Origin of the sequence: Streptomyces sp. YGL11-2 (assembly GCF_050054615.1) — a bacterium.
GTDB lineage: Bacteria > Actinomycetota > Actinomycetes > Streptomycetales > Streptomycetaceae > Streptomyces.
Genome location: NZ_JBNHIN010000022.1, coordinates 65,311 through 89,786, shown reverse-complemented (window position 1 = coordinate 89,786; position 24,476 = coordinate 65,311). Strand labels below are relative to the sequence as shown.

21 protein-coding genes and 3 pseudogenes are annotated in these 24,476 nt (G+C 67.2%); 12 read left to right on the top strand and 12 right to left on the bottom strand.

What is annotated here, in order from left to right:
- The first annotated feature begins 125 nt into the window (after nucleotides 1-125).
- The 5 genes from ACO1BR_RS24370 (at nucleotide 126) to ACO1BR_RS24350 (ending at nucleotide 4,009) form a co-directional block, all read left to right on the top strand.
- The gene (locus tag ACO1BR_RS24370; protein WP_426797217.1) at nucleotides 126-293 is read left to right on the top strand and encodes a hypothetical protein; all 168 of its coding nucleotides are present in this window, start codon (nucleotides 126-128) and stop codon (nucleotides 291-293) included.
- A gap of 128 nt (nucleotides 294-421) precedes the next feature.
- Entirely contained in the window at nucleotides 422-961 is a 540-nt protein-coding gene (locus ACO1BR_RS24365; RefSeq protein WP_426797216.1) for a plasmid mobilization protein, read from the top strand.
- Nucleotides 958-2,685, top strand: coding sequence for a relaxase/mobilization nuclease domain-containing protein (locus ACO1BR_RS24360; RefSeq protein WP_426797215.1), 1,728 nt, complete (start codon nucleotides 958-960; stop codon nucleotides 2,683-2,685). Before ACO1BR_RS24365 ends, ACO1BR_RS24360 begins: the two co-directional genes overlap by 4 nt.
- 82 nt (nucleotides 2,686-2,767) lie before the next feature.
- On the top strand, nucleotides 2,768-3,211 hold the full coding sequence (locus ACO1BR_RS24355; protein ID WP_426797214.1) for a hypothetical protein: 444 nt from the start codon (nucleotides 2,768-2,770) through the stop codon (nucleotides 3,209-3,211).
- Between the two features lie 96 nt (nucleotides 3,212-3,307).
- Nucleotides 3,308-4,009 carry a hypothetical protein gene (locus tag ACO1BR_RS24350; protein WP_426797213.1) on the top strand — a complete coding sequence of 234 codons (702 nt, stop codon included), beginning with the start codon at nucleotides 3,308-3,310 and terminating at the stop codon, nucleotides 4,007-4,009.
- A 49-nt stretch (nucleotides 4,010-4,058) separates the two neighbouring features.
- On the opposite strand, the gene ACO1BR_RS24345 is transcribed toward ACO1BR_RS24350, so the two are convergent.
- The 6 genes from ACO1BR_RS24345 to ACO1BR_RS24320 all read right to left on the bottom strand — a co-directional run bounded on the left by ACO1BR_RS24345 (nucleotide 4,059) and on the right by ACO1BR_RS24320 (nucleotide 8,871).
- On the bottom strand, nucleotides 4,059-4,511 hold the full coding sequence (locus ACO1BR_RS24345) for a hypothetical protein (RefSeq protein WP_426797212.1): 453 nt from the start codon (nucleotides 4,509-4,511) through the stop codon (nucleotides 4,059-4,061).
- 11 nt (nucleotides 4,512-4,522) lie between these two features.
- Nucleotides 4,523-6,103, bottom strand: a complete 1,581-nt coding sequence (locus ACO1BR_RS24340; RefSeq protein ID WP_426797211.1) for a restriction endonuclease fold toxin-2 domain-containing protein — start codon at nucleotides 6,101-6,103, stop codon at nucleotides 4,523-4,525.
- A gap of 228 nt (nucleotides 6,104-6,331) precedes the next feature.
- A complete protein-coding gene (locus ACO1BR_RS24335) occupies nucleotides 6,332-7,225 on the bottom strand; it encodes a hypothetical protein (RefSeq protein ID WP_426797210.1) in 894 nt (297 codons plus the stop codon).
- A gap of 132 nt (nucleotides 7,226-7,357) precedes the next feature.
- Nucleotides 7,358-8,044 (bottom strand): DUF317 domain-containing protein, encoded by a 687-nt coding sequence (locus ACO1BR_RS24330; RefSeq protein WP_426797209.1) that lies wholly within the window; start codon nucleotides 8,042-8,044, stop codon nucleotides 7,358-7,360.
- A gap of 79 nt (nucleotides 8,045-8,123) precedes the next feature.
- The gene (locus ACO1BR_RS24325) at nucleotides 8,124-8,489 is read right to left on the bottom strand and encodes a hypothetical protein (protein WP_426797208.1); all 366 of its coding nucleotides are present in this window, start codon (nucleotides 8,487-8,489) and stop codon (nucleotides 8,124-8,126) included.
- Nucleotides 8,490-8,517: 28 nt separating this feature from the next.
- Nucleotides 8,518-8,871: a DUF317 domain-containing protein gene (locus tag ACO1BR_RS24320; protein WP_426797207.1), complete on the bottom strand. Its 354-nt coding sequence runs from the start codon at nucleotides 8,869-8,871 to the stop codon at nucleotides 8,518-8,520.
- Nucleotides 8,872-9,268: 397 nt separating this feature from the next.
- On the opposite strand from ACO1BR_RS24320, the gene ACO1BR_RS24315 reads away from it, so the two are divergent.
- The 5 genes and pseudogenes from ACO1BR_RS24315 to ACO1BR_RS24295 all read left to right on the top strand — a co-directional run bounded on the left by ACO1BR_RS24315 (nucleotide 9,269) and on the right by ACO1BR_RS24295 (nucleotide 15,411).
- Complete coding sequence (locus ACO1BR_RS24315; RefSeq protein ID WP_426797206.1) at nucleotides 9,269-10,354, top strand: IS110 family transposase; 1,086 nt, start codon at nucleotides 9,269-9,271, stop codon at nucleotides 10,352-10,354.
- A gap of 856 nt (nucleotides 10,355-11,210) precedes the next feature.
- A pseudogene (locus ACO1BR_RS24310) lies at nucleotides 11,211-11,435 on the top strand (helix-turn-helix domain-containing protein); the annotation flags it as partial.
- A gap of 366 nt (nucleotides 11,436-11,801) precedes the next feature.
- Nucleotides 11,802-14,462: an NACHT domain-containing protein gene (locus ACO1BR_RS24305; RefSeq protein WP_426797262.1), complete on the top strand. Its 2,661-nt coding sequence runs from the start codon at nucleotides 11,802-11,804 to the stop codon at nucleotides 14,460-14,462.
- Nucleotides 14,463-14,696: 234 nt separating this feature from the next.
- Nucleotides 14,697-14,929, top strand: a pseudogene (locus ACO1BR_RS24300) (transposase); the annotation flags it as partial.
- Between the two features lie 77 nt (nucleotides 14,930-15,006).
- Entirely contained in the window at nucleotides 15,007-15,411 is a 405-nt protein-coding gene (locus ACO1BR_RS24295; protein ID WP_426797205.1) for a hypothetical protein, read from the top strand.
- Between the two features lie 106 nt (nucleotides 15,412-15,517).
- On the opposite strand, the pseudogene ACO1BR_RS24290 reads toward ACO1BR_RS24295, so the two are convergent.
- Nucleotides 15,518-15,683 (bottom strand): annotated as a pseudogene (locus ACO1BR_RS24290) (IS5/IS1182 family transposase); the annotation flags it as partial.
- A 697-nt stretch (nucleotides 15,684-16,380) separates the two neighbouring features.
- Here ACO1BR_RS24290 and ACO1BR_RS24285 point away from each other — a divergent pair.
- Nucleotides 16,381-19,917, top strand: coding sequence for a hypothetical protein (locus tag ACO1BR_RS24285; protein ID WP_426797204.1), 3,537 nt, complete (start codon nucleotides 16,381-16,383; stop codon nucleotides 19,915-19,917).
- Nucleotides 19,918-19,962: 45 nt separating this feature from the next.
- Here ACO1BR_RS24285 and ACO1BR_RS24280 read toward each other — a convergent pair whose 3' ends face one another.
- Together ACO1BR_RS24280 and ACO1BR_RS24275 are read right to left on the bottom strand one after the other, a co-directional pair.
- The gene (locus ACO1BR_RS24280; protein WP_426797203.1) at nucleotides 19,963-21,642 is read right to left on the bottom strand and encodes a C1 family peptidase; all 1,680 of its coding nucleotides are present in this window, start codon (nucleotides 21,640-21,642) and stop codon (nucleotides 19,963-19,965) included.
- The gene (locus tag ACO1BR_RS24275; RefSeq protein ID WP_426797202.1) at nucleotides 21,642-21,932 is read right to left on the bottom strand and encodes a hypothetical protein; all 291 of its coding nucleotides are present in this window, start codon (nucleotides 21,930-21,932) and stop codon (nucleotides 21,642-21,644) included. Before ACO1BR_RS24275 ends, ACO1BR_RS24280 begins: the two co-directional genes overlap by 1 nt.
- A 90-nt stretch (nucleotides 21,933-22,022) precedes the next feature.
- On the opposite strand from ACO1BR_RS24275, the gene ACO1BR_RS24270 reads away from it, so the two are divergent.
- Nucleotides 22,023-22,304, top strand: a complete 282-nt coding sequence (locus ACO1BR_RS24270) for a hypothetical protein (protein WP_426797201.1) — start codon at nucleotides 22,023-22,025, stop codon at nucleotides 22,302-22,304.
- Nucleotides 22,305-22,378: 74 nt separating this feature from the next.
- Here the strand turns inward: ACO1BR_RS24270 and ACO1BR_RS24265 are convergent, their stop codons facing one another.
- From ACO1BR_RS24265 to ACO1BR_RS24255, 3 genes are all read right to left on the bottom strand, one after another.
- A complete protein-coding gene (locus ACO1BR_RS24265; protein ID WP_426797200.1) occupies nucleotides 22,379-23,386 on the bottom strand; it encodes a SpaA isopeptide-forming pilin-related protein in 1,008 nt (335 codons plus the stop codon).
- Between the two features lie 62 nt (nucleotides 23,387-23,448).
- Entirely contained in the window at nucleotides 23,449-23,946 is a 498-nt protein-coding gene (locus ACO1BR_RS24260) for a hypothetical protein (RefSeq protein WP_426797199.1), read from the bottom strand.
- A 24-nt stretch (nucleotides 23,947-23,970) separates the two neighbouring features.
- Nucleotides 23,971-24,465, bottom strand: a complete 495-nt coding sequence (locus ACO1BR_RS24255) for a hypothetical protein (RefSeq protein WP_426797198.1) — start codon at nucleotides 24,463-24,465, stop codon at nucleotides 23,971-23,973.
- Nucleotides 24,466-24,476 lie beyond the last annotated feature (11 nt).

Sequence of the window (24,476 nt, the reverse complement as noted above, 5' to 3'; positions counted from 1 at the left end):
GAATCGGTGGCCCGGCCTTGCGCCCGGGCCACCGCCCCCGCGACGGAGGGCACGCCATCCACCCCCGACACCCGCGTAAGTACGCACCAACGACTGCCGAAGCCGGCGCTTGGGCGGACGTGCTGGTGCGACAGCAACTCCTGCACGCAGCAGTCCTGGCACCGACCGGCCAGTGGCTGGTCCAGGACCGCGCCGAATCGCCGGTCCGCGTCCTTGCCGGCCCGGCCGCCATGGTCGGCCTCGCCGCCCAGATCCAGCACCGCATCCGCTCCACGAGGAACCGCACCCGATGACGAACCCGACGACAACCCCCACCCCCGCGCCGGGTGAGCCGGAATCCAACTCGATCTCGTCGCGAGCAAGTTGGTGCGAGAGTAGTACTCCCGTTGGGAGTACTACTCTCGCGTCTCCCGCCCCCGGGGTGGCGGAAGCGGTCCAGCGCCGGGGGGCACTGGACCGAGGGGATGCGACCGAGGGCGGCTCGCATCCCCAGGAGAAGACGACTCACCCATGCCACAACCCGCACTGCACGCACAGCGCAAGCGCGCCGCCGAGCCAGCCACCCGCGCGTAACCGCACGCCCAAGACCAAGAGCAACAAGCGCAAGCACCTGATCACCAGCCGATTCAACGACGACGAGAAGCAGTCCGTCCTCGACGCCGCAGCAGCCTGCGCCATGACGCCGTCCGGCTTCCTCGCCCACGCCGCCCTCAGCGCTGCCCGCGATCTGACCCGCACGGCGGCCGAGGTCGCCGGCGAACGCGAAGTGATCTCCGAGCTGTTCAGTCTGCGCCGCCACCTCGGCCAGATCGGCAACAACCTCAACCAGGTTGCCAGGACCCTGAATTCAGGCGGCAACGCCCCACAGGCCGAAGCGGTCCTCTCCGCCGTACACCGTGCCGCTCGACGCGTGGACACCTTCACCCAGCACTACCTGGACAGCGAGCGCCCGGCTGCATGATCCCAAAAGTCCACGACATGGGCACGGACACCCGCGGCCTGGTCGCCTACCTGTACGGTCCCGGCAAGGCCGAGGAGCACATCGATCCTCACCTCGTCGCCGCGTGGGACAGCCAGGCCCCCGACCCCGGCCGCGACCCGAAGGCAACGTACGGCGACCTGCAGCGCTTGCTCGACCAGCCCGTCATGGCGCTGCCCAGGAACGCCAGGCCAGCCGACCACGTATGGCACCTCTCCGTACGCGCCGCACCCGAGGACCCGATCCTCACCGACGAGCAGTGGGCCGACATCGCCCGCCGCATGGTCGCCGCCACCGGCATCGCCCCCGAAGGCGACGACGCCGCCTGCCGCTGGGCGGCAGTCCGCCACGCCGACGACCACATCCACATCATCGCCACCGTCGTACGCGAGGACGGCCGCCAGGCCCGCATCCGCCAGGACGGCAAACGCTCCCAGGAGGAAGCACGGAAGATCGAGATCGACTATGGGCTGCGGCGCCTCAACGTCGGCGACGGCACCGCCGCGAAACGCCCCACCAGCGCCGAGCGCCACAAAGCCGAACGTCAGGGCAAGGAACGCACCCCGCGCGAGGAGCTGCGCGAGACCGTGCGGCGCGCGGTCGCCGGCGCCACCAGCGAGGAGGAATTCTTCGATCGCCTGGCCGCAGCCGGCCTGCTGATCCGGCAGCGCGCCGCACCATCGGGCGACCTGCTCGGCTACAAAGTCGCGCTGCCCGACGATCGCAACGAGGACCAGGAGCCGATCTACTATTCGGGCTCCACCCTCGCCCCCGACCTCTCGCTGCCCCGCATCCGCGAACGGTGGTCCGAAACCGCTGATCCGAGCCACAGCAACGATGTGCCCGCAGACAGCTCCTCCCGCCCGTCGCCGAGCAGCCCAGGTACGGCGCGGCGCAGGGCGGCCTCGGCCGTCTGGCAAGCGGTGCTGGTCATCGACCACGGCGACGACGCGGTGGTCGCGGCGCACATCGCGGCGGCCGGCGAAGTCCTCGACGCGCTCGCCAAGTCCTCCGCCGCGCACACCCGGCGTGAACTGCGAGAAGCGGCCTGGGCGTTCGAGCGGGCCTCACGCTCCCACGTCCGTGCCGAGCGCGGGCACGACCGTGCCCTGCGGCAGGCCGCCCGCGACCTCGTCTACAGCGGGCCGGCGCTCGGCCGCGGGGAGGACGGGGCCACCACGGCAATGCTGATCGACATGGCGTTCTTCCTCGTCACCGCCGCCGCCCACTGGCACGCCAAGAAGGAGCACGCCCAGCAGGCCACTGCCGCCCGCCAGGCCGCCGAGCACCTGCGCGCCGCCTACCAGGCAGCCGCACCCGTGCCCCTGGGCGTGCTGTACCAGCGCGGTCGGCGCCTGTCGCAGCCCCTGCGGCAGAAGCAAGTCGCCTACCTGCGCCAGTCAGTGCCCGAGCTGGCCGAGCAGATCCTGGCCGAGCCGGGCTGGTACGCCCTGGCGGCGACGCTCGCCGACGCCGAGAGCGCCGGTCACGACCCGGCCGCGCTCCTGGCCGAAGCAGCCGGCGGCCGGGAGCTGGACACCGCGGAGTCGGTCAGCGACGTGCTGGTGTGGCGGCTGCGTCGCATGGCCGATCTGCCCGCCGACGCCTCCGCGATGCCCGAGCCCGACGCCACCACGCCCACGGCAACCCCAAGCGCCGCACGGCCTTCGAGGAACCGCAACGACCGTCCGGGCAAAGCCCGATGATTTCAACAATTCTAGAGTTGCAGCAGGTCAGCGGCTTAGGGCACTCTCCTGGTGCCCGCAAGACGACCGAGAAGGAGACGGCATGTTCCGACGCACTCGTGATCGCGCGTTCCGTGAGGCCCAGCGTGCCGGCCAGGCGATGCTGGCGACGCCTACCGAGTGGCCGCTGCCCGAAACGCCCGGGCCGCTGGCCGAGGTGACCCCGGCCGCGCCGGAGACGGCGGTGGTGCCCGACTTCCTGCCGCCGGACTTCCGAGCACCGTCCCGTCAGGACGTCTCCGGGTTCATGATGCGCTGGGACCGGCCTCTCGTCATCGACGGGGAGATCCGCGAGTGCCCCGAGTGCGGCGCGTACCGGAACTGGATCGTCTTCAACATGCGCGACGACAGCATCTGGCTGCGCTGCCGGGCCGGCCACGAGACGAAGGAGACCGGCCTGGACACGGCCTGGTACAACCGCAACTCCGGCCCAGTCGACCACTTCCACGCCACCCTCGACGAGGGCCTGCGCCACCTCGGCCACTGAACCCCCGAAACCCCTCTCCCCTACTCCACGTATCGCCGGCACCCGGAGGGCCGGCCGGGTCAGACCGTCCGCTCCGCAGACACCTAGGGGTTTCGCATGCGCCTTCCCACCATGACCGTCCTCAGCCTGAGCGTCCTCGCTGCCCTGACCCTGGCAGGGTGCTCCAACAGCAGCACCCCCGCCAACGCCCCGGCGTCTTCCACCTCGGCGCCCGCGCCGCACCAGGAGGGCAAGAACGCCACGTCGTCGGCGCCGCTGACTTCGGCCGCGCTGAGCAAGCGGCTCCTGAACGAGAGTGACCTGGGCGAGGGCTACACCCCCAAAACTGCAGATTCCGCGCAGCACGATGACGTCACCGTGCTCGGTTGCCCCGCGCTGGAAAAGCTCGGCGGCGACGCCGCGGCTGGCGGCAGCCTCAACTTCCCCCGCCAGGCAAAGGCGTCCTTCGCCTATGCAGGCGGCAGCGACTCCGAGGTGTCCGAGGAGCTGTACAGCGACACCGCACAGAAGCTGTCCCAGGGCATCGCCAAGATCTACGACGCGATGACCTCCTGCCCGAAGTACCAGGTCGTCTCTGGCAGTGCCCCCGTCGAGGTCACAACGCAGAAGGTTCCTACCGTCCAACTCGGCGACGAGAGGTGGAGCCAGCTCCTCACCTTCACCGTCGGCGGGCGCAGCAGCGTCGTCAAGCAGACGGCCGTCCGCACCGGGACGATCGTCGTGCTGGTATCCGGCTCCCCGGCACTGGTCGATGCCCACGTAGAGAAAGCGCTCGACAAGGCCCGCGCTGATCGCTGACCCAATCCATGGACGGAAGCCCTGCCACGACTGGCAGGGCTTCCGTCATTCAGGCGTCCTCAACGTAGGCGATGTGTGCGCGGAGATCCTCCTCGATCTCTTCCTGATCGCCAGAGGGCGGCAGCTCCCAGTGGGTTTCGTCGCCAATCTCCATGGCCCCTTCGCTGCTGAACCGAATGAGGTCCGGGGAAGGGATGAAGTCATCACGCAGCCACTTCGCGATGACGGCGGCCTCCCCTGGTGAAACCAGGATGAGAGTGACGCAACCGCATTCCTCGACAGGGATTGTCAACATGCCTCGAACCTCAACGCCTTCGGCGACGAGCACTCCGAAGTCCAGGTAGGCGCCACCCCGGAACATGGTGGACTGCATGCTCGTGAAGGCGTCAGGAAAACGCTGCTTGAGAGAAGCCTCGAAGCCTTCAAAGGTCAGATGCCATGAGTTCGCATCATCCACCGGGGGATAGAAAAGGAAAGTCGCGCGGTTTTCGTCGGTAGCCATTATCCGTAACCTCAGGGTTCGTAGCGTGTGGTTCCCTGCATGCCGATCATGGCCATCATGCTCTGCCAGTACGCGGAGCCTTCTTTATCGTTGGTGATGATCTCGAACCCCTTGACCCGGGAGTTACGCGGGTCTGACATGGCCGCCTGGTAGCGAACGAGCTCGCGCTCGTCCTTCGGGTACATGGCATCCCGGCGAGGATTAAACTTGACGGTCGTCCCATTCGATTCGAACTTGACTGGAGATCCTAGCGTCTTGTCGACCTCGTCCAGTCGCCGGAAGGTGTTGCGGCACTCGGGTTCCTTGACGTATTTAGCTTCCACCATGTAGCCGTCCGCGGGTCTCATCCCATCCACGCTCAGCCCCCGCCCCGATGTTCCAGGGGCTCCGGCGGGGAGAGGCACTTCCCGTTCGGGGTAGCCCGCGACCCGCAGCTGATAGGCGTTCTCCGGCTTGCTGGCGTTCCCGCCGCCGGCGAAGCCATGGGCGGGAAGCGATTTCATCCAGGTTCGAAATGCGGCCTGTTCGGCTGGGGAGAGAAGGTTGGGGTGGTTGGGCGGTAGCGGGTCTCGGTGCGCGAGGCCCGGATCCACCCCCTGCCCCATCAGCGCCATCGCCGGGGTCGCAGAAGCGAGCATGATCGGCACCGGCACCCTGACACCCCCGCCCGGCAGCAGGGGTGGTCGAGGCGCGTCGTCTCCACCCGGCAGCCGTATCCGTGCTTGCGAGGAGTCCAGACTGTGCGAGATGTCACCGAGCTGGCGAATTCGAGGGTCGCCGAGGACCGCGTCGTTGAGGCCGCCGTCAAAGCCGTTGCCGCCGAACATGGGCTGCTCCCAGGGCAGGTCAAGCCGGAAGACGTCGGCCTTGTGAACGTCAATGGCAGCCAGGGCGGTTTCGATGTGATCCGCGTAGTTTTCGCAGGCGTTGGCCAGCTGCCGACACGCGGCCACGAGGTTGGCCATCAACGGCTCATCAGCCTGTGCCTGCGCTGGAGCATGGCCCGTTCCGATGTTCCGCTTGAAGTAGTCCTGGAACGCGTCGGCGGCTGCTCCCGTGTGATGCTGCCTAGCGGTCGAGGCGCATACCTGTGCCTCCTCGTAGAGCCGTTCCAAGAGCGTTCCGGCATGCCGCCAGGATCCGGCAACGGCACGTGTCCTCTGAGCCGATCCGCGGTAGCGGTCCCCGCCGCCCGGCACGTACTGGTCGTACCAGGCGGTGTCGCCGACGACCTCGGGCAACTCCCGGCCCAACCCGATGAACCTGGACGAACAGTCCGCGGCTGGATCGCCGAGATTGGCTGACAGGTCCTCCTGTTTCCCCAGTAGCTCGGCGCTCACCTGACTCTCGGTAGCCATGTACTCCCGGGCGGTCTGCATGATGCCCCTGCCCGTCGCTCCCATGAGGTAGGAGCCGAAGCCGGTCTGATCGAGCGTGGCCGCTGCGGCAGGTTTGTAGACCGCAGCGAACGCGCGGCCGGCGTCATCGTCACCGGCCATCCCGTGCTGCTGGTCGAGTTCGCTCGCCAGGGCGATGGCGGTGTCCCGGACGCCCCGCATGACGTCCATCATCGCCATCGATGCCTTGATCATCTGGCCAGCGTTGAATTCAAAGCCGCTCAATATCGCCCCCGGTTGGCCGCACGGCAAAGCATTCGTTCTACCGCACAGTGATCGCCTGCCGATGGGCAAGAGTCGAGAACCGGACAACAGCCAGGTGCCTGGGGTCGCCATGACCGGGCGAAGCCCTTACGCACAGAGCCCGGCAGGCCACAACGGCCTGCCGGGCACAGCTATTACGCCTTACTACGCGGAACTCGTCTACGAGATAGCCCGGTTCGGCACGGGGGCGGCTCCGGGACGCTGGATCGTCACCAGGCGGTCGCGTCGTATCCGGACATCGGCGATACGTTCCTCGCCAGGGAGGTAGACGAGGAGGTCGGTGTGGCTCTCGCCTCCGCGGTCGGCTACGGCCACGACGAAGTGCACCTCGGCACAGCCCGAGAGGGTGTACGCGTCGCCGGACCGGAGCGAGCTGGCGCGGTCGTCGAAGACATCGAGCGTGCGGTTCTCCCAGTCCGCGGCCTGCGTCCGCATGTGGGGCAGGGTGTAGGTCTGGCGGACGACCTCGGCCTCCTCCCAGTGGTGGCGGCACGGCGCGCACTGGTTGGGGGCTCCCGGGTTGGGGCCGGCCAGTTGCCGCTCGCAGTAGGCGTTGCCGGTCACGGAGTTACGGCGGTGCCCGGTCACCAGGTTCGCCCGGCCCTTGGGGGCCCACAGCAGGGTGTCGTCGCCGTGGCACGGCTCGACTTCGGGCAGGACGAGGTCGCCTGCCCGCCGCCGGAATCGGTCGAGGGCCTCGCTGAGGCGGGTGCAGTTGGCGCATACACGACGCGCCGAGGAGCGGCGGGCTTCAAGGGGCTTGCCGCAATATGCCAGCAGGTGGCCGGGGATCGGCCGGTGAGCCGTGGCGCTCGGGCCTGTTCCGACGGCGGGTCGGGCGTCCGGCTCGCCGCCGGGGTGCGGCAGCGTGGTGAGGATGAGCCGGGCTCGCGCGCAGCTCTGGCATCGGGAGTGCGCCGTGTTCTCGGCGATGGGCGCGAGGTCGGGTGAGTGACTGGAGCACGCGGTCAACGGCTGGGCGTCGAGCAGGACGCCGTGGTGGGCAGTGCCGTTCGTCGGGCCGATGGCGAGGCGAATCAAGGGCAGGGGCAAGCAGACCTCCTGAAGGTGGACGAGTGGTGGAAGCCCGTGGAGCTGGTGGGCACAGGGTTCTACCGCCTCCCGCTCGCAGGCAGGAGGCGGCACGTTGAGGTACCGGGACGTGTGCGTCCTGGCGGGCGGCCGTCAGCCGCGGCGGACAACGGTCAGCCGGCCCTGCGCACTCTCCGGCAGCGTGTGTCGTGGTACCGGGACCGGTGAGGCCAGTGAGGAGGCGAAGGCGGCGACCAGGTCGTGCGGAACGCTCGCGCTGAAGCTGGCACACCACAGGTAGGGAGCACCCAGGGTGGGTTCCGCCCACGCCTGCCACCCGAGCAGGTCATCGCGCGGGTCGGCGTCGTGGATGAGCGGCGGCAGCGTCTCCAGGGAGACGTGCCCGGAGAAGCCGGGGTCCGTGGCGGTCGTGCGGGGGCGGTCCATGTCGCGGATCCAGCCCCGCGCACTGAGCGCTGTGAGCACCGACTCGGCCCCGGCGAATCCCGTGTCGGGCGCCTCCTGGGCATCGAGGGCGACAAGGAGGTCGGCGAGCGCCTCGTGTGGGATGCCGGCGGTGAAGTAGGCGTTCCACTCGGTCATGGCGGCGTCGGCGTGGGGACGGGCGGACAGCTGCCAGGCAACCGGGAGTCCGCCGAGTTCGAACGGGTGGCTGGCCAGGATCCACTCGGCGCCGCGCAGTTCGTCCGGGCTCACGTACAGCAGGGTGTTGCGGGAGGTCGGCCACATCCGCCAGCCGAGCCCGCGCAGGGTGTCGCCGATCCGCTCGGCGAGAGCGTCGTCGTCACCGGCCAGGTGGCGCGGAGTGACCCAGTACACCGGGTCCGGCGTGCCGGGGCGGGAGGGATCGATGGGATGGTGCGAGTTCAGGGGCGCCTCCCTGGGGTTCGGGGGTAGTTCACTGACCGTCGCTCGGCCCGGCCGCACCGCGTCGGCGGCGCGGGGGCGCCTCGGTCGGCTCCTGCCAGGTCAGGGCAACGGCGACATCGGGCGGCAGATAGCCAAGTTGCTCGGCGTCCTTGGCCTCGGCGATGAAGACCACCGGATCTCCGTGCTCGTCCACCGTGGCGATCACGTCGCCCAGGCGGTGGGCCATGGGGAACAGCGGGTTGATGGCCAGGCGGGCGGGTGCGTCGCGGTCGCAGGCCGACAGGCGGTCGACAAGTTCTCCGACGGTCATCTCACGCGGGTGCGATTCCAACGCGTTCTCCAAGCGGTAGCGGGTGGGCAGGAGGCCCAACGGCAGGGGAAGGGTATGCGTCACGTTTGGACAGCAGGGCACGGTAAGGAGGTCACAGGAGGCGAGAGGTGGCCAGGACCTGGGCGAGGGCCGCAGCGATGATCTCCGCTGGGGTCTCCGTGTCGAAGGACATCCGGTACCCGGGAACCTTCGCGGTGCCGGTGACAGCGATCACCCAGCCCTCGCCGTCGCCGCCGGGCCGGCCCATCGGGAACCAGCCGAGATAGAACCGCCCGTCGCGGGAGTTGACGTGGACATCCGCCCGGTCGTCCACGACGAGCTTGAAGTCAGCGTCCGTGAACTGGTCGATCACCTGCCCCGGCTGGCCGGCGCCCAGTTTCCAAGAGCGCAGCCGCAGGGCCTCCACGGTCGTGGCAAATCCGGGTGAAGCTACATCCACAGTCACGGGCATCACCTCTCTGACCTGGGGTTCTCGGGGAAGGTCGTCTAGGTTGGCATGCCCCTGCAGCTTCCACCAGCCGTTGCGGGATCTTTCCTGTCTGCCCCAGGCGAACTGGCGAAAGATGAACGCCTGTAGACCGTATGTAGGGGTGGTTCCGGGGCCGCCCGTCTGTTGAGTGTGCGGGCCGTTGCGCCCGGTCAAGGGCGCCTGCGGCGTCGCTTGCGCGATGAGCTTCGCTCACCCTGGACAGTTCGCCCTGGCCCTGGTGCTGGCTGGCTATCGGGCGGCCCCTGGGGTGTGGCGTCGACGCCAACGTGTGAGGCCCTGGCTGCAGGTTGACGCCGGTGCCTCGGCGGTGGGCACCGTGGCAGGTAATGCCGCACGTTCCAGGAGGCGCCGGATGTTTTGTGAACGTACGTCGGCCGGCCTGGATGTCCATGCCCGTTCCACCGTGGCGTGGGCGCTGGACTGCGAGACGGGCGAGGTATTCAGCAAGCGTCTCGTCTCCGACACGCACAACGTGGTGGTGTGGGTGGCCGGGCTGCCGCAGCCGGCCGCGGTCGCCTATGAGGCCGGGCCGACCGGGTTCGTGCTGGCCCGGGCCTTGAGTGAGGCCGGCATCCGCTGCGTGGTGGCGGCCCCGTCGAAGATGGAGCGGCCCGCGGGCGACCGGATCAAGACGGACAAGCGGGACGCCCAGCGGCTGACCAAGCTGCTGCGGATGGACGAGCTCCCGGTAGTGCGGGTGCCGACACCGTCCGAGGAGGCCGCTCGCGATCTGGTGCGCGGCCGGGACGACGTCCGCCGGGACCTGGCCCGGGCCCGTAACCGGCTGTCCAAACTGCTGCTGCGGCAGGGACAGGTCTACTGCGGCGGATCGGGATGGACGATGGTGCACCACCACTGGCTGGCCGGCCGGCGGTTGGCCACCCCAGACACCCAGTTCGCCTACGACCAGGGACTGGACCAGGTCCCTTCCCTGGAAGCGATGCGCGACCGCTTCGACCAGCGCATCGCCTCCGCGGCAGCCTGCCCAGAATGGGGCCCGGTGGTACACCGGTTGGCCTGCCTGCGGGGCATCAACACGCTGACCGCCTTCGGGCTGGCCGTCGAGGTCGGCGACTGGCACCGGTTCACCGGAGCGACCATCGGCGCCTACCTCGGACTGGTCCCCAGCGAGCACTCCTCGGGCCCCAACCGCACCCTGGGCCCAATCACCAAGACCGGCAACACCCATGCCAGACGCCTGCTGGTCGAGACCGCCTGGCACCACTACAAGCCCTACCGCGGACCGGGGGTGACACTGCGGCGGCGCATGGAACTGGCCCCCGGCCCGGTGCGGCGGCGGGCCGATCTCGGCAACCGCCGGCTCCACCAACGATGGGAGCACTTCCTCGCCCGGAAGAAGAACAAGAACGTCGCCGTCGTGGCCGTCGCTCGCGAACTGGCCGGCTGGTGCTGGAGCCTGGCGACGATGGAGGACTGACCCCGACAGGGGCACAGAACGGCCGACGGGAGGCCGGGACGTGCAGCGCGAGGGGCAATGCCCGCGGACCCTATGAGCAGCCCGCCCGGTGGGCCACGCTCGGCTGTAGACCGGTGGCTCCGCCCCCGACGAACACCCGGTCATGCGGTAACCAACCCGCGGATATCAGGCTGACCGCGCGTCGTCGCACGACACGTACCCGGCCTCCCGCCGGTCCCACATCACCACCCCCAACCCCGCTGCACAGGGGGGCTGGAAGCCCCTCGCCTCTTGACAAAACGTCCTACATATCAGGATCCGCGACTTCGTTAGCAATGAAGGTGGTTCGTTAGCAGTGGATTAGCAAATCCGCGATCTCGTTGACAGTGGCTACGTTCAGTAGCGATCTCCTTCAAGGCTCTTTCCGGCTTCCAACACTGTGCAGAGAGCCGGCCCGGGGCGCGGCTTCACACTGCGTCGCCGGCAGACGGGGAAGGCTCACTGGCACCCGCATCCCGGGGAAGGAGCACCAGACTTGATGCACCGGAGCGGTCTTCGGGGCGCGTTCGCCCACTGGCGTGAAGGGCAGTGGTGATCGGAGTGAAGGCAGCGAGGAGAGCAGGACGCTCTTCGGGGCGACTGGCCCTGAGGACCATGCGCAGGCCGAGAAGCCACCCCAGGGTCCGCACAGCGACGGGGATGAGGGGCATCAGCGCTGCCGCTGCGATGGCTGTTGCGGGGTTCGTCCACATGATGAACCGTCCTTCTGGCGCTGCCCACCCCACGATGCGGGTGGCTCGTCAAGGACGGTCTCGCGACAGTCGATTGTTCGGGAACGCGTGTGAACAATGGTGGAAGAAGCCGAACCGGGGGTGTGATGGCAGGGCGTCCGCCACAGTCAGCAGGAGCGCGAGGCGACGAACCCTCTCGTGCCCTGATCGCTTGGTATGCACAGGCGTTGGAGGAGTCAGGGTTTGAGAGCCGCCAAGCTCTGGCGGTTCGTGCCGGTGTGTCTCCCGCTCGGGTGTCCGAGTTCTTCAGCGGAGCCAGATTCCCCTCATGGCCTCTGGCACAACGCCTTGGCGCGGCCTTGGGACTGGATGAGCACGAGGCACACCGAAGGTGGTCGCGGTCCGACCGGTTGCGCAGGCAACATCAGCAGATACAGGCTGATCAGGCACGTTCCGCCGGTCCGGGGGCCGACCGGGCACCTGTGCTGCCGGCTCACGTAGCACAATTCCTCGCCGCGCAACAGGACATGTGCTCCGATCTGCCGTATCAGCTCTTCGGTACCGATGCCCCGCCATTGGGCCACGTCTATGTCCGAGAGCGGGTACGAGCGGTTGACTCGGGTTCGCAGACCGGATCCAGCGGGCGCGGCCCGTCGGTGGTCGTGCCTGCAAGCGATCTCGTCATGAGACGGCCGCTCGCGGTCATTCTGGGTGCCCCTGGCTCGGGGAAGACGAGCATGGTGCAGAGGCTCGTGCACCAGTGGTCGGGTGCGTGGCTGTCACCGGACAGCCAGTTCCCGCGGCATCCGAGCGCGCCGTGGCTGGTGCCCTTGCGTATTACTGCTGCGGACCTCACCGGAGAGGGGACCTTCCCTGCCCTTCTTGCGGCAGCGCTCGCACGCCAACTGGGCGGGAGCGTCGACTTCGTCCTCGATCCTGCGACATTCGCCGAAAGGCCCGCACCAGGTGCTGAGTGGCTGGTGTGCGTGGACGGACTGGATGAGATCCTTGACGTCGGCCTCCGCCGCAGAGTGGTTCGTACCTTGCGCTGGCGGCTGGTGAACCGGGGAGCCCATCGGTTCCTGATCACCTCCCGGCCGCTCTTCCTGTCCGATGTGCGCCCGCTGTACGAAAGCGGCGCCGCCGACTGTGACCTCCTGCCGTTCGACAGCGCTCAGCTGGCTGCCTTCGCCAAGCGGTGGTTCATCGCCCGGAACCGACCTGAGCTGACACCGGACTTCCTGGCCGAGATCAGGAGCTCCCCCTTCCGCGAGGACCTGACGCGTGTGCCCCTGATCGCCACCATCGCCGCCGTGGTCCACGAGAACCGATCCAAGGCGCGGCTTCCCATGACTCGAACTGGCCTGTTCGAGCAGTTCATCCGGTACCTCCTGCACGTTCGACCTGCGGCTGTCCAGTCTCGGCACCGGCTCGTCACCGCCCTGGCTGCCTACGGCAAGGAGGCGGAAGCCCTGGCGGACTGGCTCTACAGCAACCGGCGCCCGCTCTTGGCGCACATCGCTGCCGAGCACCTCTCTCACAACGACATGGACCTGACTGCCACAGCCGACTCCTGGACCCGGACCCACGCTCCGGCCGTTCCCGACGGCATACCGTTGAGTGAGCATCTCCTGCCCACACTGCTCACCTCGACCGGTTTGATCACGACCGCCACTCATGGACCGCCACGATTCACTCACCGGTCGCTGGCCGAATTCCTTGCCGCCCCGACACTAGCGGGAAAACTGGGGCCTGATCTCGTACGGTTGGACGACGCTGCACGCTTCCTCCAGAGCGATCACGCCGATTACGAACGCCTGGTTCTCACTCTCGCCTCGTGGGCTTCCGCGCCAGGACATCAGCCTGAACTGCTCTGGCGCCGGTTGAGCGACGATAATGCCTGGCAGGCCCTGCTTGCGGGGCGTGTAACGGTCGAGACGGGGCATTACGTACCAGACGTGGCAAGCCGTCTGATCAGACAACTCGGGCTGACCACGCTGACGGAACGCCAATACGGGCCCACCTGGGACGACACGATCGGCGTGCTCGGCCAGCTCATGCATCACCCCGAGGTGGCATCCGAGGTGAGAGCACTTACTGAAGAGCCCGTCGTGCACCCCGCCCGACGCACCGCAGCGCTCGCTCTGCTGGCGCGGCACTGCGACGACAACACCGCGGTGGACCGGATCGAAGCCCTCGGTCGCCGAAGCAGCGCGTTCGCAGCCCTATGCGCCGCCGACGCCCTTATCGACGCAGGCGCAACAGACCGCGGGCTGACATTACTCAAGACAGTGCTGCGCCATGCCGACCTGCCGGCCGGATGGATCCACCAGGCAGGACTTCGCCTGAGGAAGGCCGGTCATGTGGAGGACACGGTCAGGCTCTGGAAGCGGTGGCTCAGCGGCCGGACGCCATCGGATCTCTCCACGCACAACCTGATCGCCGATCTTGCCGAGGATCTTGCAGAGTCCGGTGGGCCACTCTTCGCCCGCCAAGTGGCACAGCGTCTGGTGAGAAATTCCAACGCACGGCTCGACGCCCGGGTCTTCGCAGCGCGGTTCCTCGTCGAGTCCTGCGATTCGGCGCGCACCATTTCTGATGATTTGACAGAAGAAGGCCGCAGGTTCCTGCGAGACACGATCGACGATGCAGCCCAGGAGACCGTCCATGTTGTGTGGGTCGCCGAGGGGATGGTGAGGAGGGGACCCGACCGAGAAGCGGCCGCTTACCGCCTCAGGCTTGTCCGCGATGCCCACACGACCGCGGCCGACATGCGGTTGCGGGCGGCACGGGCCGTTGCCGCCTGTTCTGTCGAGGACCGTAACATCGCCCAGGCGCTGGTCGCCGCACTCCCCGCAGACATGGACCAGTCAGACGGCGCATGGTGGCAGGCGGCCTTGCTGGCCGACACCTTAGGCATGGAAGCGGAGGCGACGCGCTTTCTCAGACGAGCGGGACAACGGGTCAACGACTCCTCGGCCATCGGGGCCATCGTCAAACAACTGAGCGACGGCGATCCCCTCGCCGCCCGAGCGGAAATCTTGAATGTCGGCGCCCTAACCGGCGAAGGCGGCGTCCACTACGAGACCGTCCGGCTGCTTCTGAGTGCCGGATGGATCGCCGAGGCATGCGACCACGCATTCCGGCACGGCCGTGAGCCCAGGATCACGCCCTTCTGGAGAAACTCGATCGCCGGCATGACGATCACGTCCCAGTCCGTCGACGCAGCGTTGCAACTCGCGGCCGCACTGGCTGAGGTGAGCGATCCCAACGATCCCTCGGACGATTTCTGGTCCCGGACATGGGCCGACCTGTCAGAAGACCTCCAGCCACTCGAGGACGTCATGGCACGGGCCGAACGCTGGCCGCCGCCGGAGCCGGCCAAGAAGCGGACGTGATGCTTGTTCGATAGGCAGCATTCCTCACCCTGGGTACCTTCGAAGTCGCCTGCCAGACCAAGATTGCGCACCGCTGCCCGACACCAGCGATGCGCACGATGCCCGGATTTCAGCGTTCCCGCAGGACCCAGTGCTAACGATCATGCGGATCCTACAATCTTCTAGGATCCGCGACTTCTTTAGCGCTGAAGGTGGCTCATTACTGTAACAAGGGAGAGCCGCACGGGCCCGTAGCCGGTCGACCGGGGCCGGGCCGGTTCGAAAGACCATCTGATCATCGACAGGCACGGCGCCCCGCTCGCGGTCCTGGTGACTGGCAGGAACCGCGACGACGTCACCGAGTACTGGTTGCTCGATGCGAATCCGCCGATCCGCGGCGCCCCCACCGCAAGCCCGACTCTCTATTCGCCGATCGAGGCTATGACCACGACGTCTACCGCGACCAGGCTCATGAGCGAGGCATCACCGTCCTTGTGAAGTTTTAACTCTCTGCCTGGCAGGGTGGGACTAGCATAAGAGATACACCTGTTGAAGGAGATGCGAAATGACCTCCAAGGTGAAAGATGAACAGTTGACCGCTCAAAAAAGTAGCGGTAAGCCGAAGCGGCAGGAGGGTGTCCGTAGCGGAAATTGGCTCTTCAGTCAGGGGGCAGATCTCAATAAAGTCAGGATCACCAACCTGGGTCCGTCCATCAAGCAGGGACAGACCAGCATTGAGATCCAGTTCCAAGGGCACAAGAAGACGGCGCAACAGGACAAGGTGGGGCGCGGCTTTGACACCAACGTCCCGGTCGACTTCGATGCGCCGGCGCTACCGGCGAACCTCACCCTCGGCCAGGAGTACACCCTGGAAGCGGGAGTCTGGGACGTAGATCATGGTGCGGACATCAACAATGGTGACCCTGCCACGGCCTGGGGCAGTGCATTGTTGACGTTCAAGGTCAAGTAGGTCAGCTTAGGGCCCGAACAGAATTAACTTGTGGGCTTCAGACTTGACCTCGCAGGCCACAGCGTCACTCGTCCACATGTTGTTCTTCTGCGGGCCCTCACAACGGCTAACACAATGAGCCGAGTTGTCGGTGGATGCTCAGACAGCAGGCAAGTCTGAGGAACGCTTCGTGGATGTCGGCCCGCCGTCCCATTGGATGCACAGGCGGCCTGAGCCGTGCAGCCAAGCGAAGGTCCTCCGATCAACCTCCGATAGGTGCTCAGCCCCGTGCCATCGCCGGCGCGCTGCGGCAGTAAGACGTACAACTCTTAACTGTCGCTACTCAATTAGCGATCAAGAGGCACCTGTGGTAAGCGTAAAGAGGCATGACATCGCTGGCATGCCGCGGCGTGTTAGCAGATTGTTTGAGGCATTGCCTCAAAATAGCAGCGACCGGGATAAGGGCGGCCGTAAGACGATGCTGGCCATTCGTTGTCCTCTGCGAGCGAAATTCTGCGCTGCGGGGCCGCCTCGCAGCCTGGCCGTATGACTTCGATGCGAAGCGGCGCCTGCGTCCGCGAGAGAATCAGCTGTTGCGCCCACCATCCTTGGCGTTGCTATTTACAGTAGCCTCGGTGCCGGCCGTATCGAGTCCAGGGGCACCCCGGGTGCCCAATTGTGCACGGGCCGGTCCGGGAACGCGGACTGGGTTCTGTCTCCTAGTGAAAGCCCTCGACCTCCATACCAGAGGCAGCTATGGCAAACGACGGTGGCAGCAAGACAAACGGACCAAGGCGTAATTCACCGGACGATAGTGGGTCCGAAGGGCGCGTCGAGAGTGACGACGTACTCGCTCGACGCGCATGGTTTTATGCCAGTCGCAGTGACTCAGAAGGTAACGTCTTGCGGAAAACTTTCGCTGCGGCAGCCGGCCAGCGGAAGCTCCTTCAGCGACGGCAGGCCGAGGAGCTCCCCGCTACGCCTGGCGGGGTGGGCAGTGTCAACTGGACGCCAATCGGGCCATCTGTTATCGCATTTGGACAAGCGACAGACAATCCTCCGGTCGCAGGGCGCATCACCGGGATAGCGGCCGGGCCGAACAGTTCCCGCGTCTACATCGGCGGAGCCAACGGCGGTGTGTGGTTCTCCTCGGACGCAGGCGCGACGTGGGCTCCCCTGGACGACTACGCCACGTCGCCGATGCCGTCCAGCGGGGCTGAGGCCGATTCGCTGAGCGTGGGCGCCATGGCAGTGCGTTTCGGCGTGTCTGCGGCCACCGACGAGGTTTATGTCGGCACCGGGGAGGGCGGCGGTGCATTCGATGCCTACTTTGGTATCGGTATCCGGCACTCCACCGCGGGCGGAGCGCCTGGCACATGGACGCTGGAGGCGGCCAACCTCGCCGGGATGGCCATCTACGCCATCACCGTCGACCCGGACGACCCTGCATTGGTCCTCGCTGCAACGGGCGCCGGAATCTACCGCCGCCCGGCGTCAGGGAGCACCACATCATGGACACAGGTGACCGCCCCCGCGTTCAGCAACGCCGCCGGCCCGGTGAGCTCCCTCATCGTCGCCGGCACCGGGGCCAGTAAGACGTACTACGCGGCATTCAGCAACGATCGCGTCTACTCCAGCAGCGACGCGGCAACCTGGACCGCGCTGACCGGCGTTACCGGAGGCGGCCGCGTGGCCCTCGCCGCCGGGGAGAGTGATCCAACGGCCGTCTATGCCCTACGCCAGGATGGCAGCCTCTACCGGCTGTCCGGAACTGCCTTCCAAGCTGTGACCGGATTGCCTGGAAACGTGCTCTTCCCCGGCGGCCAGGGCTGGTACGACCTGGCCGTGGGTGTCAACCCCACCGACGCCAACCAGATCTACTTGGTCGGTGACTACACCTTCGACGGCAGCAATTACGCACTGTCGTTCTGGCGTGGCGCGATCACTGGCGGCCCGGGCAGTTGGACGTTCCCCTTCAACGCAGCCAATGCCGGGAATCCTTCGGCTGATTCGACATGGATCGGCCGCAACATCCACCCCGACGGACACGCCTTCTGTTTCGGCCTCAACAGCTCCGGTACGGCACACGACCCCGCCAACGTCTGGGTCGGCAGCGACGGCGGTCTGTGGCACTCCTCGCAGAACGGCGACATCGGCACCTTCCAGCCGTGTAACACCGGTCTGGCGATCACCGAGACTACGTTCGTGGCACAGCGTGCAGACACCGACGCCGTCGTCTTCGCCGGTACGCAGGACAACGGCACCGTGCGCTATCTGGGCGAGGAGGCATGGACCGAGCGTCCCCAGGGCGATGGCGGAGGTCTCGCCGTAGACCCGAACAACCCCTACCAGGTTATGCGGCAGTACGTACATGCCAACCTGTCGCGCAGCACCGACGGTGGCGCAACCTACGCCACTATCAACTTCCCGCCGATCACGTCGGGGACCACCGCACAAATCAATGCGCAACGAGCCGAGTCCACCGCATCCGCGTTCTACAGCCCCATCGCCGCGACGCCCTCAGGCATTGCACCGACGCTCACCGCATACGGCACCAACCGCCTGTGGCTGACGCAAGACTGGGGAAACAACTGGGTCACACTTCCTACCCGGACCAACCCGTATGCCTCCGCTACGCCCAACGCCACCCAAGACGTCATCGACAACAACCCCGTCACTGCCGTTGCATTTGGGTCTGCAACCCGTCTGTACGCTGCCACGTTCCAGACCATCTGGCGCTACGACTACAGCGGCACCACATGGTCGCGTACCGTCCTGCCTACTACGGGCTTGCCCGCATTTCGCACTATCACCGACATGGCGGTAGCAGACACCGCGGAGGGCACCGTCTACATCACCCTCGGCGGAGCCGGCAACGCACACTGCTGGTACTTCGACGGGGCGGGCTGGAACGCGGCGATGCCGACCAGCGTCATCGATGTCCCCGCCCACGCCGTCGTCGTCGATCCCGACCACACCGACACGGTTTACATCGGCACCGATGTCGGCTGCTGGCGCGGCACGCGGTCCGGGGCCACCTGGACATGGACGATCCTCTCCCAGGGGCTGCCTGAGGCAGCGATCGTCGACCTCGCGGTCCACCAGCCCTTCCGGCTCCTTCGGGCTGCGACTCACGGCCGCGGCGTATGGGAGTTGCCACTCGACGTGACGACCGGCACCGATCCAGACGTGTACTTGCGGGCGAACTACGCTGACACCGGCCGCATCATCAACGGCACCCGCCCACCCCAGACCGCGAACGGAGCCGCCGACCCCACGAAACCAGGCTTCAAGACGTACATGTGGATGAGCGCGGACATCAAGGTACGCCGCCCGTCGCTGCCCGGTCTCCCCCAGCTGGGGTCCCCTGTCGACTACCTCGACTACGCGATCAACATCGGGGATTACGCCGACAGCACGACAGACATCGAAACCGCCGACAGTTCCGGAAACAACCGCATCTTCGTCGAGGTGCACAACCGCGGACTCACCCCGGTCCCGGGGTCACAGGTACGGGTGTTGCTCCTGCTCACTGACGCCTCCCTCGGCGTGGCTGCCCTGCCTGCGAACTACGCCGCCCACATCAACAGTGGCGACACCTCGAACTGGCTGGCCGGAACCGCCTGGCACTTCGCCGACCCGACGACGCCCTACCACACGGCGACCGGGATCCTCGACGTGCGCACACCCCAGGTCACCGAGTTTGACATCGACCTCAGCACCCTGGGCCTGCCCACCGGTCATGACCACGTCTGCACGGCGGCATTCGTCACAGCAGGTTCGACCGACCAGATCACCGCCACCGCCCCGGACATGGGCACTGCGGTGCTGCAGGACAAGCACATCTGTTGGCGCAATCTCCACCTCGTCACAGCGGGCGCACAGCCCCTCTTGGGCGGCGAGAACTACGAACAGGACCCCGTGACCTTCCTGGCCGACCTGCACAATGCGCAACAGCGAGACACAACCGTCGATCTCGTCGTGGACAAGACGCACTTCCCGGGTACCGTGTCGCTGATGTTGCCCAAGCTCTCCTTGGTGAGCCCGGAAGCGGCATGCCGGGGCTTTGCAGTGGAAGAGCACAACCGATCTGACGGCCTTGCCCGCAGGCTCTTCGGGAAGCTGCTGACACAGGTCGGGGACCTCATCGAGGAGTTCGGCCAGTACTTCGAGAAATCCGCCGATCCGCTGGCCCAGATCAATCGATACGAAACGCATCGCCGACGCCGGCTCAGCAAACTCGTCGCTCTCGACACCAGCCGTATCTACCTTGCCGATGCATCAGCGTCGACACCGTACGTCACCGGTCTCCGGATCCCGGCCGGCGGCACGATAACCGTGGCCATCACTGTGCAGGCACCACCCTCCTCCCGGCCAGGCGACCGCTATGCCCTCGACGTCCTCCAACGCCTGACCCAAACTGGAACCCTCATCGGCGGTTCCTCGTACGTCATCGCTGTCACCAAACCAGCCCCTCGCCCATCCGCGAGAACTCTGATGAGAAGACGCGCAATGGCTACCGCGTGAGGTCAAGATCCCCTGGCCGGGTGGCCACGCTTTCACTATCGGCCGTCAGATGATCACCGGTCCCGGGTGCCAGCCACCGCCATCCCGCCAGTAGTGCTGGCAGCGGCCGTCGTTGCTTTCCACGATCAGCTCCAGGTTGGAACCGTAGGTGCTCTGTAGGAGCCCGAGGACCCGGCGGACGTTGGCTCCGAAGGCCGCCGAGCGAGTCCATGCGCCCAGCGTGGCGTTAGAGCGCCACCAGTGTTCCACCTGGCCGCCGGCGACCGGCACGCACAGCTCAAAATTGCCGACGCCCGCCTCGTTCCCGGCGCCGTAGGTGCCCTCGATGAGGCAGGGCGCCTCGGTCGCATTGGCGCCGAAGGCGTCGATCCCGGCCCAGCCGGCGGTGGTGGAGGGGCTACGGAAGTGGGCCAAGCGGCCGTCGGCCAGTGTGGCTACGTAGTGGAGTTCGCCCTGGCCGTTCTCTGGTGATCCGGTGACGCCGAGCTTGCTCTGCACGAGAGACGGGCCGCTGAAGGCAATGTCGGCGCCGAAGGTCTCGCGTTCGTACCACTCGCCGGGCGTGCGGGTCCAGGGGAAGCTGTTGTGCTTCGTCCAGTGGTGGGCCTGGCCATCCGCGGTGACCGCGATGACCTCGAAGTCGCCAGGGGCGCCTCGGTTGCTCTGTACGAATCCCGGGATGCCGATGGGGTCGGCGGGGCCGAAGAGGGTGGCGTCGTTCCACAGGCCGCCGGACTGATCATAATAGACGTGCCGGAGGCGGCCATAGTCAGATCGGTAGACGAGTTCGAAGTCGCGGTTGAAGGTGCTTTGGAGCGCAGCGGGGAAGTCGAGCGCGTCGTCGTGGAAGGTGTCCCGGTAGATGTCGGTGGACCGGACTTGACCGACGCGGAACCAAAGCATCTTGGCATCGGCGTTTTCGCGATACCAGTGGTCGATGTTCGCGCCTGCCTTGACGAACAGCTCGAAGTTGTTTCTGAGGACGCCGTTGCTGCCCTGAATGAGGACACCGTTCCTCAATCTCCGCCTGGCCCATGGGTCGGGATTGGTGCCGCGAAGGCCGGTAAAGCTCGCGGGCTCAAGCAGTCCGGCGTCATAGCTCACCCGGCCAAAGCCGCCGACCCCCCAGCCAGGGCCCCAGGAGTTCTTGACGATCCAGTACCGCTCGTCGTCGTTGAAGCCGACCACCAGTAGGGCATGCGCGCCGCCGAGGACGTTGGTGGTTGGGCGGTATACGCCGTCTCGCAGGCTGCCGAAGTCCAACGGCGGGATGACGACGGTAGCCATCGGCCCGACCAGGTCGATCCACAGACGCTTCCATGCGCCGTCGGTGAATGAGACGGTGGCCTCCGGCGCGATCCGCATGGTGCGCCCTGCGCGGTCAGGTGTGGGGGAGAGAGGAGTGGCCCGTAGGTTCGCGCCGTGCGGTTTGGCGGTATACAGCGAGGCGGCTTCGCCCCATGGAAAACAGTCGGGGTCGGCGAGCCCGTAGCGCTCGGCAAAGATGGTTCCCTCGCCGATGTTGCCGGAGTCCCACGACTGCTTTCCTGTGCCACGGGCGAGGTCGCCCTCCGAGCGGCGGGTCCACAGCACGTGCTCGATGCGGATCATCGCCTCGTACAGAGCGGTCGTGGCAAAGGCCCAGCAGTTCTCCGAGCCGCCCTGGTCGCGGACGCTGGTGATCCATCCCCGGCCGAAGCGGTTGCGCCAATCGACGGTACCCATCACGCCTCGCCTCCGTCCGGCGGCAACAAGCCCACCTCGCGCCAGCGTGCACGCAGGTCAGGGTTGGCGGGTGGTTGCGTGCTGAGCAGGTCGTGCAGGTCCAACTCAGGCGACAACTCCGTGAGGCGTAGCTCCTCAGGCGCGTCCTTCTCCAGGAGGGCGCCGCGCGGCGGATCTGGCAGCGGATCGTCGTCGGCCAGCGCAGGATCTACTGTCCATGGGTCGCCCATTTCGGCCAGCAGTCGGCGAAGTTCGCCGACCGTATGGGGTGCATGCTCACTGGCGTTCATGATCACTCGTGCCCGCTTCCCGCTGGATGCCAGTTGTCCCGAGACCAGTCCACGACCGAAGCGAAGGGGCGGCAAACCCGGGGCGGCCGAATGGCGTGCCGCCGGCTGCCGAATGCCGCGGACGCGTATGCCCAGATCAGAGGCGACCTGTACGCGGTCATTGTCAACGTGGAGGTCAACGCATGGATGGCTGGCCACATCCACGGCGAGGACGGCTGCACCGGGTGCGGCGACCGCGGCCCGGCCGGGCACGACTGGGAAGCCCGGATGCGCTCCATCAACGAGATGCAGCCGAACATCACCAAGTGGTTCGACCGCGACGTGTGGACGGCCGCCGTCAACGACGCCGGTTTCACCGTCACCCGCCGCTGACCTGCCGGGCATGCCAAAAGCCCCCGGATCGCGAGGGCGAATTCCGGGGGCCGCGTTCGGTGGGGCAGGCTGCGTCAGTTCTCGGTGGGGCCGTCGTCGGTGTGGCGTCGACGGGCGGCGATAACGGCGCCGGCACCGGTGGCCAGGAGCACCCCGGCGCCGCCGAGCAGCCACGGTGTGGCGTCGGCGCCGGTGTGCGCGAGCGCACCCTGGGGTGCGGGAGCTGCGGTAGCCGATGTGGTCTGGTCTGTGGCCGGGGTGTCGGAGGGCGAGGTGGACGGGGACGAGGTGCTCTCGTCGTTGCGCGGCTTGTCCGAGACCGGCTTGTCCGTCGGCTTTTCGGCCGGATTCGCGGTGGGGGTGGAGGACGGTGTGGTGCTGGAGGTCTTGGCGTTGGTGACGGTCACGGTGACGGGGACGCCCGGCTTGGCCGTGAAGGTCTTCGAGGGCTTGTAGAGGTCGTAGCCATCGGGCGCCTTCACCTGCTTGACCCAGAAGTCGGTGCCGCTAAGGGAGTTGACCGGCAACTGCGCGGTGGCTGCCCCGTTGACACCGGTGGTCAAAGTGAGGACGGTCTTGTCGCCGCTGCCGATGTCGACTGTGGAGCCGGCCAGCAGCCTTCCGCTCGTGTCGTCCTTGGCCGTCAGCCGGACCGAGGCGGGCTTGAAGGGGTCGTTGATCGTCAGCGGTGCGGCGGCGCCGGGCGTGACAATGACGTCCTGGTCATCGACCGTGTCGAGCAGCTTGCTGCCGCTGGAGACCTCCTTGAGGCGGAAGACGCCCGGGGTCAGGTCCTGGAAGGTCAGCTGTCCGTCGGCGTTGGTCTTGCCACTCCCGGCCTGATTTCCTGCGGAGTCGAGCAGGGTGAACGTGGCTCCGGCCAGAACGTCGCCCGCGGGGTCCTTCGTCAGGATGGCAACGCCTCCGGTCTCCGCCGCGATACGCGGTGCCGGGGCGGTGGACGTGGAGGGCGTGGGGCCGGGGCTCTGGGCCCAGGCAGCCGGGGCCCAGGACAGAGTGCCGGTCACCGTAGCGGCGACAGCGACGGCGGCAGGCAGACGGCGGACAGAACGGATGCGCAAGAAGAGACTCTCCTGGGTGGGATGGGCACAACTGCCCATCAGTACAAAGGGAATGAGGCCGGTCAGCGGGAGCGGCCGGACGACGGTCTGTGGGGGGGCGGCGCCGCCGGTGTTGTGCGGGGTCGAGGTGAAGCTGTGATCGCGTAACGGCGGGCGGCGGCGCGTACGAGGCGCTGCTGTTCTTCGACTGGCCGCTGCTCGATACGGGCCAGCCCCTCGCCGATGGTGGCCCCGAAGGGGGATCCAGCGGTGAGCCCGGCGGCTTGGACGATCTGTGCGGCGGCTTCGACTTCGACGAGGAGGCTGTGGGCAGGGACGCCGAGCATGAAAGGGACCTCTTCCCGTACGCCACTGAGGGCCTCGGTCAAGGTCATGCCGTCGTACATGACGTTCTCGACCAGATCGAGCACCGTGTGGGTGGCGCTGTGCAGCCGTGCGCGGAAGGCGGGGTCGGTGAACCAGAAGCCGTTCGGACCCGGCGGCGGCTCAGGCTCACCAGCCGCGGGAATGTGAGGGTGGGGAGGGCGCCGGCGTGAGGGCAGCCAGCGGGGCGGGGGCATGGCACTCCGTGTACGGAAGGGTGGTCAGCGGGTGCGCACGGCGCCGCCGGCGGCGGTGGCTGGCTTCGGCAGAGCGGCACGGGCCGTTGCCGGGCGAGCCGGGGCGGGGGCGGGCGTGTCAGGGAACCAGATGCGGGCGTACTGCGTGATCGCCCTGCGCAGTCCGGTGCCCTCCGCGCCCTTCCACGGGGGTTCGCCACTGCGGGTGCTGTGCCAGTCGCGGAGGACGCCGTGGCCGTCCCTGCCGGCCGTAAGGTCGCGGGCGGCGTCCCGTCGGGCGAAGGTGCCGTGGTCGGCGAAGGGGAGGATCGCGGTGTCGATGACGCCTTGGTCGGGGTGGATGACGCGCAGGCGCAGCCCGTCGTACTCGCCGTGTCGGATGGTGGGGGCGAAATCGATCCGCAGCCGCAGCGGCGAACCCGGCTGGGGAGTGGCGTAGTAGGAGTTACCGACGACGGTGTGGTCATCGAAGGGCAACGCGAGGACATCGTCGAAGAACTGCTCTATCTGCAAGGACATGTGGCCTTCTC